At 66.6% G+C, this 14,473-nt stretch carries 18 protein-coding genes; 15 read left to right on the top strand and 3 right to left on the bottom strand.

Translation table 11 applies throughout. The features are described 5' to 3' along the window. Window positions 1-13 precede the first annotated feature (13 nt). Window positions 14-451 carry a Fur family transcriptional regulator gene (locus GO499_RS17135; protein ID WP_161863325.1) on the bottom strand — a complete coding sequence of 146 codons (438 nt, stop codon included), beginning with the start codon at window positions 449-451 and terminating at the stop codon, window positions 14-16. 139 nt (window positions 452-590) lie between these two features. On the opposite strand from GO499_RS17135, the gene GO499_RS17130 reads away from it, so the two are divergent. The 15 genes from GO499_RS17130 to lpxK all read left to right on the top strand — a co-directional run bounded on the left by GO499_RS17130 (window position 591) and on the right by lpxK (window position 13,246). Continuing rightward, entirely contained in the window at window positions 591-1,559 is a 969-nt protein-coding gene (locus GO499_RS17130) for a metal ABC transporter solute-binding protein, Zn/Mn family (protein WP_284154795.1), read from the top strand. A gap of 3 nt (window positions 1,560-1,562) precedes the next feature. Beyond that, a complete protein-coding gene (locus tag GO499_RS17125) occupies window positions 1,563-2,348 on the top strand; it encodes a metal ABC transporter ATP-binding protein (RefSeq protein WP_161863323.1) in 786 nt (261 codons plus the stop codon). Between the two features lies 1 nt (window position 2,349). After that, the gene (locus tag GO499_RS17120) at window positions 2,350-3,567 is read left to right on the top strand and encodes a metal ABC transporter permease (RefSeq protein WP_161863322.1); all 1,218 of its coding nucleotides are present in this window, start codon (window positions 2,350-2,352) and stop codon (window positions 3,565-3,567) included. Next, entirely contained in the window at window positions 3,564-4,508 is a 945-nt protein-coding gene (locus GO499_RS17115; RefSeq protein ID WP_161863321.1) for a metal ABC transporter permease, read from the top strand. The genes GO499_RS17120 and GO499_RS17115 overlap by 4 nt, the downstream gene beginning before the upstream one ends. Beyond that, complete coding sequence (locus GO499_RS17110) at window positions 4,505-4,855, top strand: winged helix-turn-helix domain-containing protein (protein WP_161863320.1); 351 nt, start codon at window positions 4,505-4,507, stop codon at window positions 4,853-4,855. Before GO499_RS17115 ends, GO499_RS17110 begins: the two co-directional genes overlap by 4 nt. Before the next feature lie 57 nt (window positions 4,856-4,912). Further along, window positions 4,913-5,647 (top strand): molybdate ABC transporter substrate-binding protein, encoded by a 735-nt coding sequence (gene modA, locus GO499_RS17105; protein WP_161863319.1) that lies wholly within the window; start codon window positions 4,913-4,915, stop codon window positions 5,645-5,647. Further along, window positions 5,644-6,321: a molybdate ABC transporter permease subunit gene (modB, locus tag GO499_RS17100; RefSeq protein WP_161863318.1), complete on the top strand. Its 678-nt coding sequence runs from the start codon at window positions 5,644-5,646 to the stop codon at window positions 6,319-6,321. Before modA ends, modB begins: the two co-directional genes overlap by 4 nt. Further along, window positions 6,318-7,403, top strand: a complete 1,086-nt coding sequence (gene modC / locus GO499_RS17095; protein WP_161863317.1) for a molybdenum ABC transporter ATP-binding protein — start codon at window positions 6,318-6,320, stop codon at window positions 7,401-7,403. The genes modB and modC overlap by 4 nt, the downstream gene beginning before the upstream one ends. 177 nt (window positions 7,404-7,580) lie before the next feature. Next, window positions 7,581-7,967 carry an acyl-CoA thioesterase gene (locus tag GO499_RS17090; protein ID WP_161863316.1) on the top strand — a complete coding sequence of 129 codons (387 nt, stop codon included), beginning with the start codon at window positions 7,581-7,583 and terminating at the stop codon, window positions 7,965-7,967. A 100-nt stretch (window positions 7,968-8,067) separates the two neighbouring features. Next, complete coding sequence (locus GO499_RS17085) at window positions 8,068-8,484, top strand: MAPEG family protein (protein ID WP_161863315.1); 417 nt, start codon at window positions 8,068-8,070, stop codon at window positions 8,482-8,484. Beyond that, the gene (locus GO499_RS17080; RefSeq protein ID WP_161863314.1) at window positions 8,481-9,827 is read left to right on the top strand and encodes a TldD/PmbA family protein; all 1,347 of its coding nucleotides are present in this window, start codon (window positions 8,481-8,483) and stop codon (window positions 9,825-9,827) included. Before GO499_RS17085 ends, GO499_RS17080 begins: the two co-directional genes overlap by 4 nt. Further along, window positions 9,814-10,608 carry a 3'(2'),5'-bisphosphate nucleotidase CysQ gene (locus tag GO499_RS17075; protein WP_161863313.1) on the top strand — a complete coding sequence of 265 codons (795 nt, stop codon included), beginning with the start codon at window positions 9,814-9,816 and terminating at the stop codon, window positions 10,606-10,608. The genes GO499_RS17080 and GO499_RS17075 overlap by 14 nt, the downstream gene beginning before the upstream one ends. Before the next feature lie 120 nt (window positions 10,609-10,728). Continuing rightward, complete coding sequence (locus tag GO499_RS17070) at window positions 10,729-10,974, top strand: DUF4170 domain-containing protein (RefSeq protein ID WP_161863312.1); 246 nt, start codon at window positions 10,729-10,731, stop codon at window positions 10,972-10,974. Between the two features lie 5 nt (window positions 10,975-10,979). Next, a complete protein-coding gene (locus GO499_RS17065) occupies window positions 10,980-12,272 on the top strand; it encodes a 3-deoxy-D-manno-octulosonic acid transferase (protein ID WP_161863311.1) in 1,293 nt (430 codons plus the stop codon). Further along, window positions 12,269-13,246: a tetraacyldisaccharide 4'-kinase gene (gene lpxK / locus GO499_RS17060; RefSeq protein ID WP_161863310.1), complete on the top strand. Its 978-nt coding sequence runs from the start codon at window positions 12,269-12,271 to the stop codon at window positions 13,244-13,246. The genes GO499_RS17065 and lpxK overlap by 4 nt, the downstream gene beginning before the upstream one ends. On the opposite strand, the gene GO499_RS17055 is transcribed toward lpxK, so the two are convergent. Both GO499_RS17055 and GO499_RS17050 read right to left on the bottom strand, forming a co-directional pair. Next, on the bottom strand, window positions 13,247-13,873 hold the full coding sequence (locus GO499_RS17055; RefSeq protein ID WP_161863309.1) for a DsbA family protein: 627 nt from the start codon (window positions 13,871-13,873) through the stop codon (window positions 13,247-13,249). It lies immediately after the preceding gene. A gap of 4 nt (window positions 13,874-13,877) precedes the next feature. Further along, on the bottom strand, window positions 13,878-14,390 hold the full coding sequence (locus tag GO499_RS17050; protein ID WP_161863308.1) for a DUF721 domain-containing protein: 513 nt from the start codon (window positions 14,388-14,390) through the stop codon (window positions 13,878-13,880). Window positions 14,391-14,473: the final 83 nt, after the last annotated feature.

The raw sequence follows: 14,473 nt of genomic DNA, 5'->3' as shown, positions 1-14,473 counted from the left end.
TTCGATGACGGTGTCATGACCCATTGCCGGATGTTTTCCGGCAGTAGAGTTCAAGTTTGTGGTGGACGAGTTCATAGCCGTACTCGCGGGCGATCTCGGCCTGCAACTGCTCTATCTTGTCGGAGCGGAACTCGACGACATCGCCGGTTTCGACATCGATCAGGTGGTCGTGGTGGGGCATGTCCGCAGCCTCGAAGCGGGCACCGCCGCCTTCGAAGGCGTGGCGATGGATCACGCCCTGATCTTCCAGCACCGTCAGCGTGCGATAAACCGTGGCCAGCGACACGCTTTCATCTACGGCCTGCGCTCGGCGATGCAGTTCGTTGGCATCCGGATGGTCGCCCGACTCTGCCAGCACCTGCAGCAGCGCAGAGCGCTGGCGGGTGAGGCGGACACCGTCGGCGCGGAGAGCCTCTTCCATTTCCTGTGCGCGTTTTTCGATATCGGTCATGCTGCGAATATCCGCAAGTTGCGTTGCATTTGCAAGTGGCTTTCTGCGAATGGTTCTCAATTGCATTGACTTTCTGCAAATCACTCTCATATTCATCTGGATGCCGGAACCCCGGCCGATTTTCCGAGGAACCATGACCATGGACGTATCGACACGCAGAGACTTCCTTGCATCCGGCCTCGCGCTGGGGGCCGCAGCCTTGCCGGTAAGGGCTTTGGCAGCGGACGGGCTGACTGTCGTGTCTACCACCGGCATGATCGGCGATACCGCCCGGGTGATCGGCGGCGAACGGGTTTCGGCGCGGGCACTGATGGGGCCGGGTGTCGACCCGCATTCCTATCGCCAGACGCGCAGCGACATCGTGGCAATGGCGCGGGCCGACCTGGTGCTGTGGCACGGGTTGGGGCTGGAGGCGCAGATGGTGGAATTCTTCGCCAAGCTGGGCGAGACGCGGAATGTGCGGGCCGTGGCGGACGGATTGCCGCGGGACGTGCTGCTGGAGCACCCGACATATGCCGGCAAGGCCGATCCGCATGTGTGGATGGACCCGTTCATCTGGGCCGAGGTGGCCGATGCCGTCGCCGCTGCGTTGATCGACGCCGATCCGGAGGGCGAGGCCGAATACCTGGCGCGTGCCGGGGCGTTCGGCACCGAACTGGCGGCGCTGGGTGCCTATGGTGAGGAGATCGTGGCTTCCGTCCCCGAGGAAAGCCGTGTGCTGGTGACTGCGCATGACGCCTTCGGCTATTTCGGGCGGCGTTACGGCTTCGAGGTGCTGGGCATTCAGGGGATTTCCACCGAGAGCGAGGCGGGACTGAACCGCATCTCGGAACTGGTGGATGTGCTGGTGGACCGGCAGATCGGTGCGGTTTTCGTCGAGACCTCAGTCAGTGATCGCAACATGCGGGCCCTGGTGGAGGGTGCGGCTGCGCGGGGGCACGAGGTGGCCATCGGCGGATCGTTGTTTTCCGACGCGATGGGCGCGCCGGGGACTTACGAGGGGAGCTATGTGGGCATGATCGACCACAACGTCACCACCATTGCCGCCGCCCTTGGCGGGCGCGTGCCTGATGGCGGCATGCAGGGGCGGCTGAGTGGCGAGGGCTGAGCGATGACAGTGGCGCTGGTGGGCGCGGACGGCGGGACGGACGGGGCCCTGACCGTGCGGGGCATGACCGTGAGCTATGGCGGCAAGGCCGCGGTGTTCGATGTCGACGCGACCTTTCCAGCCGGGCAGATGGCCGGGATCGTGGGGCCGAACGGCGCCGGCAAATCAACGTTGCTGAAGGCGGCGCTGGGGATCGTTCCGCGGGTTTCGGGTACGGTGGAAGTGTTTGGGCAGCCGTTGGAGGCGGCGCGTGCGCGCATCGCCTATGTGCCGCAGCGGGCATCCATCGACTGGGATTTTCCCGCGCGGGTGATCGACGTGGTGACGATGGGGCTCTACCGGCAACTGGGCTTGCTGGGCCGGATCGGTGCGCAACACCGGGCGAAGGCGCGGGCGGCGCTGGAGCGGGTGGGAATGGAAGCCTTCGCCTCCCGGCAGATAGGCCAGCTTTCCGGCGGACAGCAACAGCGGGTATTCCTGGCGCGGGCGCTGGCGCAGGAGGCGGAGCTGTATCTGCTGGACGAGCCCTTCGCCGGGGTCGATGCGGCGACGGAGCGGGCGATCATCGCAGTGCTGAAGGATCTGCAGCACGAGGGACGCACGGTTGTGGCGGTGCATCACGACCTTGCCACCGTGACGCGCTACTTCGACCACGTGCTGCTGCTGAACACCCGCAAGGTCGCCGAGGGGCCGGTGGAAGAGACGTTCACGCCGGAGATGCTGAACCGGACATATGGCGGGCGGCTGGCGACGGCGCAGGTCGATCAGCTTCAGCTTTCGGGAGCCTGAAATGGAGGCGCTGCCGGCCTTTCTGAGCGCGTTGACGTTGCAGGCGGGTTACAACGCCACGCTGGTGGCCATCGGCGCGGGACTGCTGGGCATCGCCGCCGGGTCTGTCGGCGCGTTCCTGTTCCTGCGCAAGCGGGCGCTGGTATCCGATGCCGTTGCCCACGCCACCCTGCCCGGCGTCGGCCTGGCGTTCATCGCCATGGTGGCGCTGGGCGGCGATGGCCGCAACCTCGCCGGGTTGCTGGCGGGCTCCGCCGTCTCTGCCGGACTGGGGCTGCTGGCAGTGGAATGGATCACGGCACGGACACGGCTGGCGGAGGACGCGGCTATCGGGGCGGTGCTGTCTGTCTTCTTCGGGTTCGGGGTGGTGCTGCTGACCATTATCCAGACAATGACATCGGGGCGGCAGGCAGGGCTGGAGAGCTTCCTCCTCGGCTCCACAGCCGGGATGCTGTATGCCGATGCGCTGATCATCGCAGTGGGCGGGGCCCTGGCGGTGGCAGCGGTACTGACGCTGCGGCGGCCGCTGACCCTGGTGGCGTTCGACGCCGGATACGCCGAAACGCTGGGGCTGAGCGCGCGGCGCATGGACCTCGGACTGATGTTGCTGGTGATGGCGGTGGTGGTCATCGGGCTGAAGATCGTCGGGCTGATCCTGATCGTGGCCATGCTGATCATCCCGGCGGTAACGGCCCGTTTCTGGACGGAAAGGGCGGAAATCGTCGTGGCACTGGCGGCGATGCTCGGCGGCATCTCTGCCTATGTGGGGGCGGCCTTGTCCGCCGCTGCGCCGGCGGTGCCGACAGGGCCGGTGATCGTTCTAGTGGCGGCCTTCATGTTCACTCTGTCACTGCTGTTCGCGCCGGGGCGCGGTGTTCTGGCGGCACTCTGGCGACGGCAGCGGTTCCAGCGGCGGGTGCATCTGCGGCAGGGGCTGCTGGCATTGGCGCGGGAGGAACGCATACTCGAGCCGCTGACGCTACGGGTGCTGCGGCGGGCGGGGCTGATCCGGGCCGACGGCGTGGCGACCGATGCCGGTCGGGCACGGGCGGCGCGGACCCTGCGAGATGAGGCGCGGTGGGACATGGCGCTGTTGCAGTTCAATGACGAGATGGTCGCGGGGCGCTATGACGGGCTGACGCCGATCGAGGAAGTGCTGACCGGCGACGAGATCGCCGAGATCGACCGCAGGCTGGCGCGGCCGGGAGTGGTTGCATGATCGAGGCAGTCGGGCTCGGCCCTGATTTCGTGACCTTCAGCCTGACGCCGATCCTGATCGGGGTGCTGGCGGCGGTGGCCTGTGCCCTGCCCGGCAACTTCCTGATCCTGCGGCGGCAGGCGCTGATCGGCGATGCCATCAGCCATGTGGTGCTGCCGGGGATCGTTGTGGCGTTTCTGGTGACGGGACAAGTGACGACATGGCCGATGATGCTGGGCGCGGCGGGCGCGGCACTGCTGTCGGTGGGCATCATCACGGCAATCCGGCGGCTGGGCCGGATCGAGGCGGGCGCGGCCATGGGCGTGACGTTCACGACGCTGTTCGCCGCCGGGGTGCTGCTGCTGGAACAGAGTGACACCAGCAGTGTGCATCTGGACGTGGAACATGCACTGTATGGCAGTCTCGAAAGCCTGATCTGGCTGTCGGGCATGGGCTGGGGCTCGCTGCTGGACGCGGCGGCGCTGGCGGACCTGCCACCGGAACTGCTGCGTATGGCGGTGGTTGCGGCGGCAATCTCCGTCATCGTGGCGGTGTTCTGGCGTCCACTCAAGATTTCCACCTTTGACGAGGGATTCGCCCGGGTTCTTGGCCTGCCGGTGGGGCTGATCGACCTCGGGATCATCACGCTGGCGGCGGTGGCGGCGGTAGCGGCCTTTGATGCTGTAGGCTCCATCATCGTCATCGCGATGTTCATCTGCCCGCCGGCCGCCGCGCGGCTGATGACCAACCGGCTGGAGCGGCAGGTGGGCTGGAGCCTCGTCTTCGCCACGCTGTCCGCGGTGGTGGGATACGTGCTGGCGGGTTACGGGCCGGGTTGGTTCGGGGCGGAGTTGTCCGTCAGTGCCGCCGGCATGATAGCCACGGTATCGGGCGTGATCCTCGTGCTGGCCTGCCTGTTCGCGCCGCAACGGCGGCGTTCTGGCGAGGCGCGGGAGGCATGACGGCACGGCTGCGCATCCGGTTGGTGTTCGGCGACGGCACGATGCTGGGGCCGGGCAAGGCGGACCTGCTGGCCGCCATTGCCGAGACCGGCTCCATCGCCGCTGCCGGGCGAGCGATGGGGATGAGCTACAAGCGGGCGTGGCAACTGGTGGAGACACTGAACGGCAGTTTCGCCGAGCCGCTGGTGACCCGCAGCCGGGGCGGCACCACCGGTGGCGGTGCGGCGCTGACGGACACCGGACGGCTGGTGCTGGACGCCTATCGGCGGATGGAAGCCGGGGCGGCGGCCGGCGCGGAAGGCGAAGTTGCGGCGCTGGAGGCCCTGCGGATGTCGAAGCGGGATTAACGGTTGCGCGGGCCGGGTGGGCGAGCGATATTCCCGGAGAAACATATCGGTTTGCCCATGTCCCCCATCCATCGCCTGTTGCTGTTTCTCGCATTGATACTGGCCCAGCCTGCCCGCGCCGAAGAGCCGGTGACGGTGTTCGCCGCCGCCAGCATGAAGACGGTGCTTGACGGAATGTTGGTGGACTGGCCCGGCGTGCGGGCCTCCTATGCCGGGAGTGCGACACTGGCACGGCAGATCGGGTTGGGTGCGCCGGCCGACATATTCGTGTCCGCCAATGCCGACTGGATGGATGCGCTGCAGGCGGACGGGATGCTTTCGGCAGCAAGTCGGGTGGACGTGGCCGGCAACGGGCTGGTGATCGTCGGCCCTGCCGGCGCGGCACCGTTGGAGTTGTCGGACCTGCCCGCGCGTCTCGGCGAGGGGCGGCTGGCGATCGGGCAGGTAGAGGCGGTGCCCGCGGGAATTTACGGCAAGGTGGCGTTGCAACACCTCAACCTGTGGGAAACGGTGAAAGAACGGTTGGCCGAGGGCGAGAACGTACGGGCGGCGCTGGCGCTGGTGGCGCGGGGCGAAGCACCACTGGGGCTGGTCTATGCCACCGACGCAATGGTCGGCGACGTGGCGGTCGTTGCCCGTTTGCCGGAAGAGAGCCACCCGCCGATCCGGTATCCAGCGGCGGTGATCGCCGGGCGGGAACGGCCGGAAGTGATGGCATTCTTTGCTTACATGACGGGGCCGGAAGGGGCGGCGCGTTTCCGGGAGGCAGGCTTTCTGCCGCCGCCGGAATGACGTGGCTGGGGCCTGATGAATGGGCCGCCGTGGCGCTGTCGTTGCGGGTGGCAATCGTGGCGACACTCGTCAGCCTGCCGTTCGGCATCCTGGTGGCGCATGCGCTGGCGCGGTGGCGGTTTCCGGGCAAATGGGTGCTGAACACGGCGGTGCATCTGCCGCTGGTGCTGCCACCGGTGGTGACGGGCTACCTACTGCTGCTGCTGTTCGGGCGGCAGGGGGCAGTGGGCGCATGGCTGGCGGAAATCGGCATCGTATTCGCATTCCGCTGGACGGGCGCGGTGCTGGCGGCGGCAATCATGGCGTTTCCGTTGATGGTTCGGGCGATCCGGCTCGCGATCGAGGCGGTGGATCGGGGGTTGGAGGATGCCGCCGGCACGCTGGGGGCGAGCCGCTGGGCCGTGTTCTGGCATGTGACCTTGCCACTGGCATTGCCGGGCGTGCTGGCGGGCGCAGTGCTGGCCTTCGCCAAGGCGATGGGTGAATTCGGCGCGACCATCACCTTCGTTTCCGCGATACCGGGTGAGACGGAGACACTGCCCTCCGCCGTCTATGCATTGTTGCAGGTGCCGGGCGGAGACGCGGCCGCGCTGCGGCTGGTCGCCGTGTCCGTCGCCGTTTCGGTACTGGCGCTGGTGGCATCCGAAGTGCTGGCACGGAGAGTCACACGGTGAGCCTCGACGTGCGGATACGGCAGACGGTGCCGGGGTTCACGCTCGACGTGGACTTCTCCGCGCCACCGGGAGTGACGGCGCTGTTCGGGCGTTCGGGTGCGGGCAAGACATCCGTCGTCGATGCAGTTGCCGGGCTGCGGCGACCGCAGGCGGGGCGGATCGTTGTCGATGGCACCGTTCTGTTCGACAGTTCGGCGGGCGTGGATGTGCCCCGGCACCGGCGACGGGTTGGATACGTGTTTCAGGAGGGGCGGCTGTTCCCGCATCTGAACGTCAGGCGCAACCTGCTGTTCGGGCAGCGGTTCGGAGGCGAGAGTGCGGTGTCGTTCGATCACGTGGTGGGTATGCTGGGCATCGGCGGCTTGCTGGCGCGGCGGCCGGCGGGACTGTCGGGTGGTGAGAAGCAAAGGGTGGCGATCGGCCGGGCCCTGCTTTCGGGGGCGCGGGTGCTGCTGATGGATGAGCCACTGGCGTCGCTGGACGAGGCACGGAAGGCCGAGATCCTGCCTTATCTGCAACGGCTGAAGGCGGAAGCGGGGATGCCGATCCTATACGTCAGCCACGCTCTGCCCGAAATCGCGCAACTGGCGACGACGCTGGTGGTGATGCAGGACGGTCGGGTGCTGCGCAGCGGCCCGGCCAGTGAAATGCTGTCCGATCCGGCGGCCATGCCGATGCTTGGCGCCCGCAATGCCGGCGCGGTGCTGCGGACCGAAGTGCTGGGGCCGGGGCCGGACGGGCTGAGCCGGTTGGGCTTCGCCGGAGGCGAGTTGCTGGTGCCGGAGGTGGAGGCCGTGCCTGGTGCCAGACTGATGGTGCGGATCGCGGCGCGGGACGTGCTGATCGCCAACACGCGGCCGCAGGGGCTGGCGGCGCTGAACGTCCTGCCTGCGACGGTGCTGGAAATTCGTGGCGGCGAAGGTCCGGGTGCCGCGGTGCGGCTGAGCGTCGGCGGCGAGGTGATCCTTGCGCGGACGACGCGGGCCTCGGTGGCGGCGCTGAGCCTTGCGGAGGGTGATGCGTGCTGGGCGGTGCTGAAGGCGACAGCGGTGGCGCGCGAGGATATCGCGCCGGAGGGGTGAAAAGGCGGAAACGGTCAGCAGTGTGGGCGTCTTGGTGCCGGATCTGCGGGGTTGGACCGACAGCCGGGTGCCCTGTGTGCGCAACGGGGCTTGCCGGGCCGGTTTCGGACGTGTTTGCTGGGGCAGCGCGACGGGCCGGATGCCCGCCCCTGAATGGTTTTGCCGGAGGACAGCAGCTTGAACGAGACCGATGCGCCGCAGGGAACGCTCTGCCTGCAGACCATCGCCATGCCGGCGGATACCAACTCCAACGGAGATATTTTCGGCGGCTGGCTGATGGCACAGATGGATCTCGGCGCCTCTGTCCTCGCCCGTACACGCAGCCGGGGACGGGTAGCGACGGTTGCGGTGGAGGGGATGACCTTCCTGAAGCCTGTGCATGTCGGCGATCTGGTAACCATCTGGGGCGATATCGAACGCGAGGGCCGAACCTCGATGACCATCGGGCTGGAGGTGTGGGTGACACGCCAGCCGGAGGGGCGGGTGCTGAAGATGACGGAGGCTCGGTTCATCTTCGTGGCGGTGGATGAAGCCGGAGTGAAGCGGCCGTTGCCGGAAGTTTAACCTTTGGCAGTGACATCGGGGCCTGTGCAACCCGCTTCGCCATTGCATATGGCAGTGGGGTATCTAGATTGTCTGACAACAGGCAGTGAAAGGCAGGCAAATGGCAGAAGTGCTTCCAGCGCTATACGTGGTTGCGTTCTACGCCGGTCTTCTCGGGCTGGTGCATCTGTGGCTTATGGCTGCCGTTGGCATGGCGCGGGGCAAACAGAAAGTGTCCATCGGTGATGGCGGCGACCCGTTCATGATCCGGATCATGCGTGGACAGGCGAATTTCTGCGAAAATGTGCCGATAACGCTGGTGTTCCTGCTGATCATGGCACTGCTGGGCACACCGGCATGGGTGTTGCACCTGTTCGGCATCACCCTGCTGGCCGCCCGGCTGATACACGGCTGGCATTTCACGCGACCTGATGCACCGGGCTGGCAACGGGCTGCCGGTGCCGGGCTCACGGTGCTGCTGCAATTCGCGATAGTGGCCGGGCTGATCGTGCACGGACTGAACGGGATGATGGGATGAGTGTCGATCTGAAAGACCTCGCGCACCAGTTGCTGGCGGCGGCGAAGAAAGCGGGGGCAGAGGCTTCCGACGTGCTGGTGGCCGAGGACAACGGCACCTCCATGGAAATTCGCGGCGGCGCGCTGGAACAGGCAGAGCGGGCCGAGGGTGTCGACCTCGGGCTGCGGGTGCTGATGGGCCAGCGTCAGGCCTGCGTGGCGATTTCCGACAGCCGCCCGGCGGCGATCGCCGAAATGGCGGCGCGGGCCGTGGCGATGGCAAAGGAAGCGCCGGAAGACCCCGACATCGGGCTGGCAACACAGGATCAACTGGCCACCGGCTGGGACGTCGCCGCGCTGGATCTGGAAGACACGGTCGCGGCACCGACCCCGCCCGATCTGGAAGACCTCGCCCGACGGGCCGAGGCGGCGGCGATGGCAAAGAAGGGCATCACCCAGGTTTCGGATGCCGGTGCCAGCGCTGGCCGCACGCGCATCTACCTTGCCACCAGCAACGGGTTCGAGGGCGGCTACGCGCGCACGAGCTTCGGCATCTCCTGCGTTGCCATCTGCGGCGAAGGGCTGGCGATGGAACGGGACTATGCCTACGAGACCCGGATGCACATGGCTGATATGCCGGATGCTGAGAGCATCGGCGCCCTGGCGGCGGAACGGGCTCTGGCACGGGCCGGATCGAAGAGACCGAAGACGGGCGCCTATCCGGTGATCTTCGACGAGAGGATTTCCTCCGGGCTGATCGGGCACCTGATCTCGGCGATCAACGGCGCCTCGATCGCACGGGGAACAAGCTGGCTGAAGGACGCGATGGGCGAACAGGTGCTGCCCGAGGGGCTGTCGATCACCAAGGAACCGGGGCGAAAGCGGGCCAGCGGCTCCCGCCCATTCGATGCCGAGGGGCTACCGGTGACGGAGCGGGCGCTGGTGGAGGACGGTATCCTGAAATCATGGCTGCTGGATCTGGGCACGGCCCGGAAGCTGGGGCTGACACCCTCCGGCGACGCGGTACGCGGCACCAACGGGCCACCGATGCCGGGGCTTGGCAATCTATCGCTGACTCAGGGCAGCCAGAGCCTTGAGGATTTGATCCGCGAAATGGGCGAGGGTTTCCTTGTCACCTCGCTGATGGGTGCCTCGATCAACGCCAATACCGGCGATTACTCGCGCGGTGCCTCCGGTTTCTGGGTGCGCGGCGGCGAGATCGCCGAACCGGTGAACGAAGGCACCATTGCCGGGAACCTGCGCGACATGCTGAAGACGATCACCCCCGCGAATGACGCCCGCCAGCATCTTTCGCGGCGCGTACCGTCGCTGCGGGTGGAAGGATTGACGATTGCCGGAAACTGAAGCCAGGTTGCTCGTCGCTGCCGCCGTATCGGCCGGTGTGATCGCAAAGCAGTATTTCGGCCGTGATCCGGACGTGACGCTGAAAGCCGACAATTCGCCGGTAAGCGAAGCCGACATGGCCGTCAACCGACTGCTGGAGCAGGAATTGCGCAGCGCCCGTCCCGAGTACGGCTGGTTATCGGAGGAAAGCCCCGATAGCGCGGAGCGCCTGAGCGCGGAAAGAACCTTCATCGTCGACCCCATCGACGGAACCCGCGCCTTTCTGGCCGGAGAAAGCGCCTGGGGTATTGCCATTTCGGTGGTCGAGGCGGGCGAAGTGATCGCAGCGGCATTCCATATGCCCGCCAAGTCGAAGACCTACGTGGCCGGCAGGGGCAGTGGCGCCTGGCTGAACGGGCGGCGGTTGCAGGTGGGAAGCGGCAAGACACTGGCCGAAGCGGAGGTGCTGATCAACAAGGCAGCGTTGCGGTCGGAGCACTGGCACCAGCCGCCGAAGCTGCCCAAGCCGCACTTCCGGCCTTCGCTCACCTACCGGCTGTGCCTTGTTGCCGAGGGCCGGTTCGATGCCGCCCTGACGTTGCGCGACGCCTGGGAATGGGATCTGGCACCGGGAGATCTGATCTGTCGGGAAGCCGGGGCGACGGTGACAACGCGCGGCGGCGCGCTGGCCGTCTACAATGGTGCCAGTCGCCTGCAACCGGGCCTGATCGCGGCCCCATCCGCCCTGCACTCGGAAATCCGCGGATTGCTGCGGCAGGAGGGCGGCGCCGGTCTCGCCTGAGCGTCGGCCGCCAACAATTGTCGGTACGCGTCATAAACCGCCGTCTTTTCGGCAACTGCCGCTTCAAACCGGCCCACATAGGCCTTAGTGTCAAAGTGGGATCAGCATTCGGAGGGCTTCATGGCCAAGCAGCTTTTGCATCTCGTCTACGGGGGCGAACTCGTCGATCCGCAGTCGAACGAGTTCCGCGACGTCGCGGAGATAGATGTTGTCGGTATCTTTCCGAATTACGCCACGGCGTATGATGCGTGGAAGGGTGCGGCCCACAAGACGGTGGACAACGCCCATATGCGCTATTTCATAGCGCATCTTCACCGCCTGACGGACGCGGAAGAAGAGACGAGCGCGACTCAGAAAGCGGGCTGACGCCCATGCGACGCTCCCTCGGGCTCGGCCTATATCTGTTCGCGTCCTGGCTGGCGTTCGGAACGGCGCGGCGGATGGTGAAGAAACGGCTCGACAACGGCAAGGAGCACGAGACACGGCATCCCGAACGACTGGGCACGGCCTCGCTGCCCCGGCCGAAGGGACCGCTGATCTGGCTGCACGCGGCCAGCGTCGGCGAGGCGCTTTCCCTGCTCGATCTGGTGGATCGCATTCTCAAGCGGAGGCCAGACGTGCACGTGCTCGTCACCACCGGCACGGTGACCTCCGCGGAACTGATGGAGAAGCGCCTGCCGGAACGGGCGATGCATCAGTTCGTGCCCGTCGATGCCGCGCGGGTGGTGAAGCGGTTTCTGAACCACTGGCGGCCGGATGTCGCCGTGTGGACGGAAAGCGAACTGTGGCCCGCGCTGATCCACCACACCCACCGGACGGGCTGCCCGATGTACCTTGTGAATGCCCGGATGTCGGAGAGATCGGCGCGGCGGCTGCATCGCTCGCTCGGGCTGGGGCGGGCAGTGTTGCAGCGATTCCGGCGAATTCTGGCCCAAGACGAGACAGCGGCCGTGCGCTTCGTCTATGCCGGTGCGCCGCCGGAGATCGTGGAGATCACCGGATCGCTGAAGGAAAGTGCCATGCCACTGCCGGTGGACGAAGCGGCATTGAAGAGTTTTTCCGGCAAGCTGGCCGGGAAGCAGATCTGGTTGGCGGCATCCACCCATCCGGGCGAGGAAGAAATCGTCTCCGCTGCGCACCGTCAGGCGCGGAGAACGGCGCACGGCCTGATCCTGATTCTTGTGCCCCGCCATCCCGAACGCGGATCGGCGGTGGCGAAAGAGTTGCGGGCGGCGGGCTGGCGGGTGGCGCAACGCAGCGCCGGCGAGGAACTGACGCGCGACACGGAAATCTACCTCGCCGACACGATGGGCGAGATGGGGCTCTGGTATCGGCTTGCGCCGGTCTCGTTTGTCGGCGGATCGCTGGTGGAGGTGGGGGGCCACAACCCGTATGAGCCGGGTTTGCTCGGCTCTGCGATCCTGCACGGACCATATGTTCACAATTTCGAAGCCGCCTACGAGAGTTTCCACGCGGCCAACGCCGCCGTGCGGGTGCCGCGTGGCGATGAACTGGGTCGTTCGCTGGTGGAAACGCTGCCGGCGGACCGGACGGCGGCGCTGGCGGCGAACGCGTGGCGGGTGACATCGGATGGCACGGACACGGCGCAGATGCTGTGCGATCTGCTGACGGCGGAACTGCCACAGGCGCAGGACGCGGCATGAGGCAGCCGGGTTTCTGGCAGGCCGACCGAGGGAATGCGGGGGTGCTGCCGCTGCTGCTTTCCCCCCTCGCGCAGATCTGGACGGAGGCGGCGCGGCGGCGTGTGGCCCGTCCGCCGATATTTACACCACAGGTGCCGGTTATCTGTGTCGGCAATATTTCCATCGGCGGCACGGGCAAGACGCCGGTGGTGACAGCGCTGCTGGCGCGTCTGGCCGACCGCAAGCCACATGTGATCAGCCGCGGCCATGGCGGCAGTCTGGACGGACCTTTGCGGGTAGAGCCAACGCATCGGGCGGACGAGGTCGGGGACGAGCCGCTGCTGTTGGCGGCATTCGGGCCGGTCTGGGTGGCCAAGGCGCGGGCGGAGGCGGCGGTGGCAGCACAGGCGGCGGGCGCCGGGACGATCATCATGGATGACGGCTTCCAGAACCCCGAAGTCGCCAAGACCGTGAACATCGTGGTTGTCGATGCCGAAACCGGCTTCGGCAATGGCCGGGTTATTCCTGCAGGGCCGTTGCGGGAGCCACTGGCTGCAGGTCTTGCGCGCGCCGATCTACTGGTGACGCTGGGGCCGGAGGCCGCGCAGGCACGGCTGGAGGGTGACTGGCCGGAAATCGCCGGGAAGCCGCGCCTGCGCGCACGGCTGGCACCGCTGGCGATGGGGTTGCCGTGGAAGGGCCGGCGGGTATTGGCCTTCGCCGGTATCGGACGGCCCGCGAAATTCTTTGCCACGTTGCGCGCCGAGGGGGCGGATGTGGTGGCGACGCGCAGTTTCAGCGACCACGCGCCCTACGGCCCTGCGATCCTCTCACGGTTGAAGGCCGATGCGCAGGCAGCCGGTGCGCAACTGGTGACAACCGAGAAGGATGCGGTGCGCCTGCCGGACGATTTCCGCCGCGAGGTGCAGGTTCTTCCCGTGCGGCTGGAGAGCGCTGACTGGGCGCCGCTGGACGCGGCGCTCAGCCAGATCTGATCAGCTTTCGAGCTTGCTGTTGAGCAGGTCGGCGAACGGTTCGTAATCCATGTTCTTGACCTTCTCACCGTTGACGACGAAGGACGGTGTGCCGGAAACCTCGTCCGCGGTGGCGTTCTTCTGGTACTCGGCGACCAAGGCTTCGGCAAAGGCCTTGTCCTGCAGGCAGGCCTCCATGTCTTCCTGCGTCAGCCCCGCCTGGCGACCGATCCCGTAGAGGTTCTGGATCACTGTCGCCGGTTCGCCATTGCCGATCCATTCCTTCTGCTTCTCGAACAGGATGTCGACGATACCGAAATAGCGCATCTCGCCGCCGCAGCGGGCGAGCATTCCGGCCCAGAGGCCGAAACGGTCGAAATAGACTTCGCGCATCACGAACTTGACCTTGCCTTCGTCGATGAAATTGGCGCGGATCTGTGGGAAGACCGTCTTGTGGAAGTTGGCGCAGTGGGGGCAGGTGAAGCTGGCGTATTCGATCACCGTCACCGGTGCTTCGGCTTCACCCTTGAACATTTCCACGACCTTGCGCTCCTCCTCCTGCGCGAAGGCGGGCAGGCCGCTGGCGGCCAGCGTGCCGAGGGCGAGGCCGGTGCGGAGGGCGGAGCGGCGGGTGAATCTGTCGTTCATGTGGTCAGTCCTTCTGGTGTGTGCGGGTCTGCACGTTCTGTCCGAGCCGGGCCAGCGCCGCGCGCAGACCCTCGTCGCCGATTGGTTCCAGCGCCGCCGAGACGGCGGGCTTCAGCGGCGGTGGCGCTTTTGGGGTGAATTGGGCCTGCCCTTCGGCAAATCCAGCCGGAATATCCGCGCTGCCCGTCTGGGTGACGCGGATACGGGCTATGGCGTTGTAGCCGTAACAGGCATTGACGCGGGTGCGGATCGTTTCCGCCTGCATCGAAACTTCTGGGGCGCGGGCGCTCTGGCAGGCTATGGTCAGCGTCGCACCCAGCCCTTCCCTGCCGTAGGAAACGCGGAGCGGTGTGGCGACGGCGGCGATATCCTTGCCGCAGATCTCCTCCCAGTCCGTCAGCAGACGGGTTTCGGCAAAACCGCGCTTTTCGCTGACACGACGGACATCGGCCGCGATGCACGCGCCCGTCTGGCGAAATCCACGTCTTTTGCGTCCGGGTTTTGGCGTCTGTGCCACTTGTCCTGCCGTCCTGATGCCTTAACTCTGGCCAATCTGCCCGAGACCGGCGAAAACAACCACCCCCCGCAATGAAAGCACCG

This window comes from Algicella marina, from assembly GCF_009931615.1.
GTDB classification, from domain to species: domain Bacteria; phylum Pseudomonadota; class Alphaproteobacteria; order Rhodobacterales; family Rhodobacteraceae; genus Algicella; species Algicella marina.
Note: the sequence above shows the minus strand (reverse complement) of the source record. Positions and strands in the feature narration are given on the sequence as shown.

Excerpts from the sequence above, each read along its gene's own strand:
- GO499_RS17135 (WP_161863325.1), bottom strand. The coding sequence starts at position 451 with ATGACCGATATCGAAAAACGCGCACAGGAAATGGAAGAGGCTCTCCGC.
- GO499_RS17130 (WP_284154795.1), top strand. The coding sequence starts at position 591 with ATGGACGTATCGACACGCAGAGACTTCCTTGCATCCGGCCTCGCGCTG.
- GO499_RS17125 (WP_161863323.1), top strand. The coding sequence starts at position 1,563 with ATGACAGTGGCGCTGGTGGGCGCGGACGGCGGGACGGACGGGGCCCTG.
- GO499_RS17120 (WP_161863322.1), top strand. The coding sequence starts at position 2,350 with ATGGAGGCGCTGCCGGCCTTTCTGAGCGCGTTGACGTTGCAGGCGGGT.
- GO499_RS17115 (WP_161863321.1), top strand. The coding sequence starts at position 3,564 with ATGATCGAGGCAGTCGGGCTCGGCCCTGATTTCGTGACCTTCAGCCTG.
- GO499_RS17110 (WP_161863320.1), top strand. The coding sequence starts at position 4,505 with ATGACGGCACGGCTGCGCATCCGGTTGGTGTTCGGCGACGGCACGATG.
- modA (WP_161863319.1), top strand. The coding sequence starts at position 4,913 with ATGTCCCCCATCCATCGCCTGTTGCTGTTTCTCGCATTGATACTGGCC.
- modB (WP_161863318.1), top strand. The coding sequence starts at position 5,644 with ATGACGTGGCTGGGGCCTGATGAATGGGCCGCCGTGGCGCTGTCGTTG.
- GO499_RS17085 (WP_161863315.1), top strand. The coding sequence starts at position 8,068 with ATGGCAGAAGTGCTTCCAGCGCTATACGTGGTTGCGTTCTACGCCGGT.
- GO499_RS17080 (WP_161863314.1), top strand. The coding sequence starts at position 8,481 with ATGAGTGTCGATCTGAAAGACCTCGCGCACCAGTTGCTGGCGGCGGCG.
- GO499_RS17070 (WP_161863312.1), top strand. The coding sequence starts at position 10,729 with ATGGCCAAGCAGCTTTTGCATCTCGTCTACGGGGGCGAACTCGTCGAT.
- GO499_RS17065 (WP_161863311.1), top strand. The coding sequence starts at position 10,980 with ATGCGACGCTCCCTCGGGCTCGGCCTATATCTGTTCGCGTCCTGGCTG.
- lpxK (WP_161863310.1), top strand. The coding sequence starts at position 12,269 with ATGAGGCAGCCGGGTTTCTGGCAGGCCGACCGAGGGAATGCGGGGGTG.
- GO499_RS17055 (WP_161863309.1), bottom strand. The coding sequence starts at position 13,873 with ATGAACGACAGATTCACCCGCCGCTCCGCCCTCCGCACCGGCCTCGCC.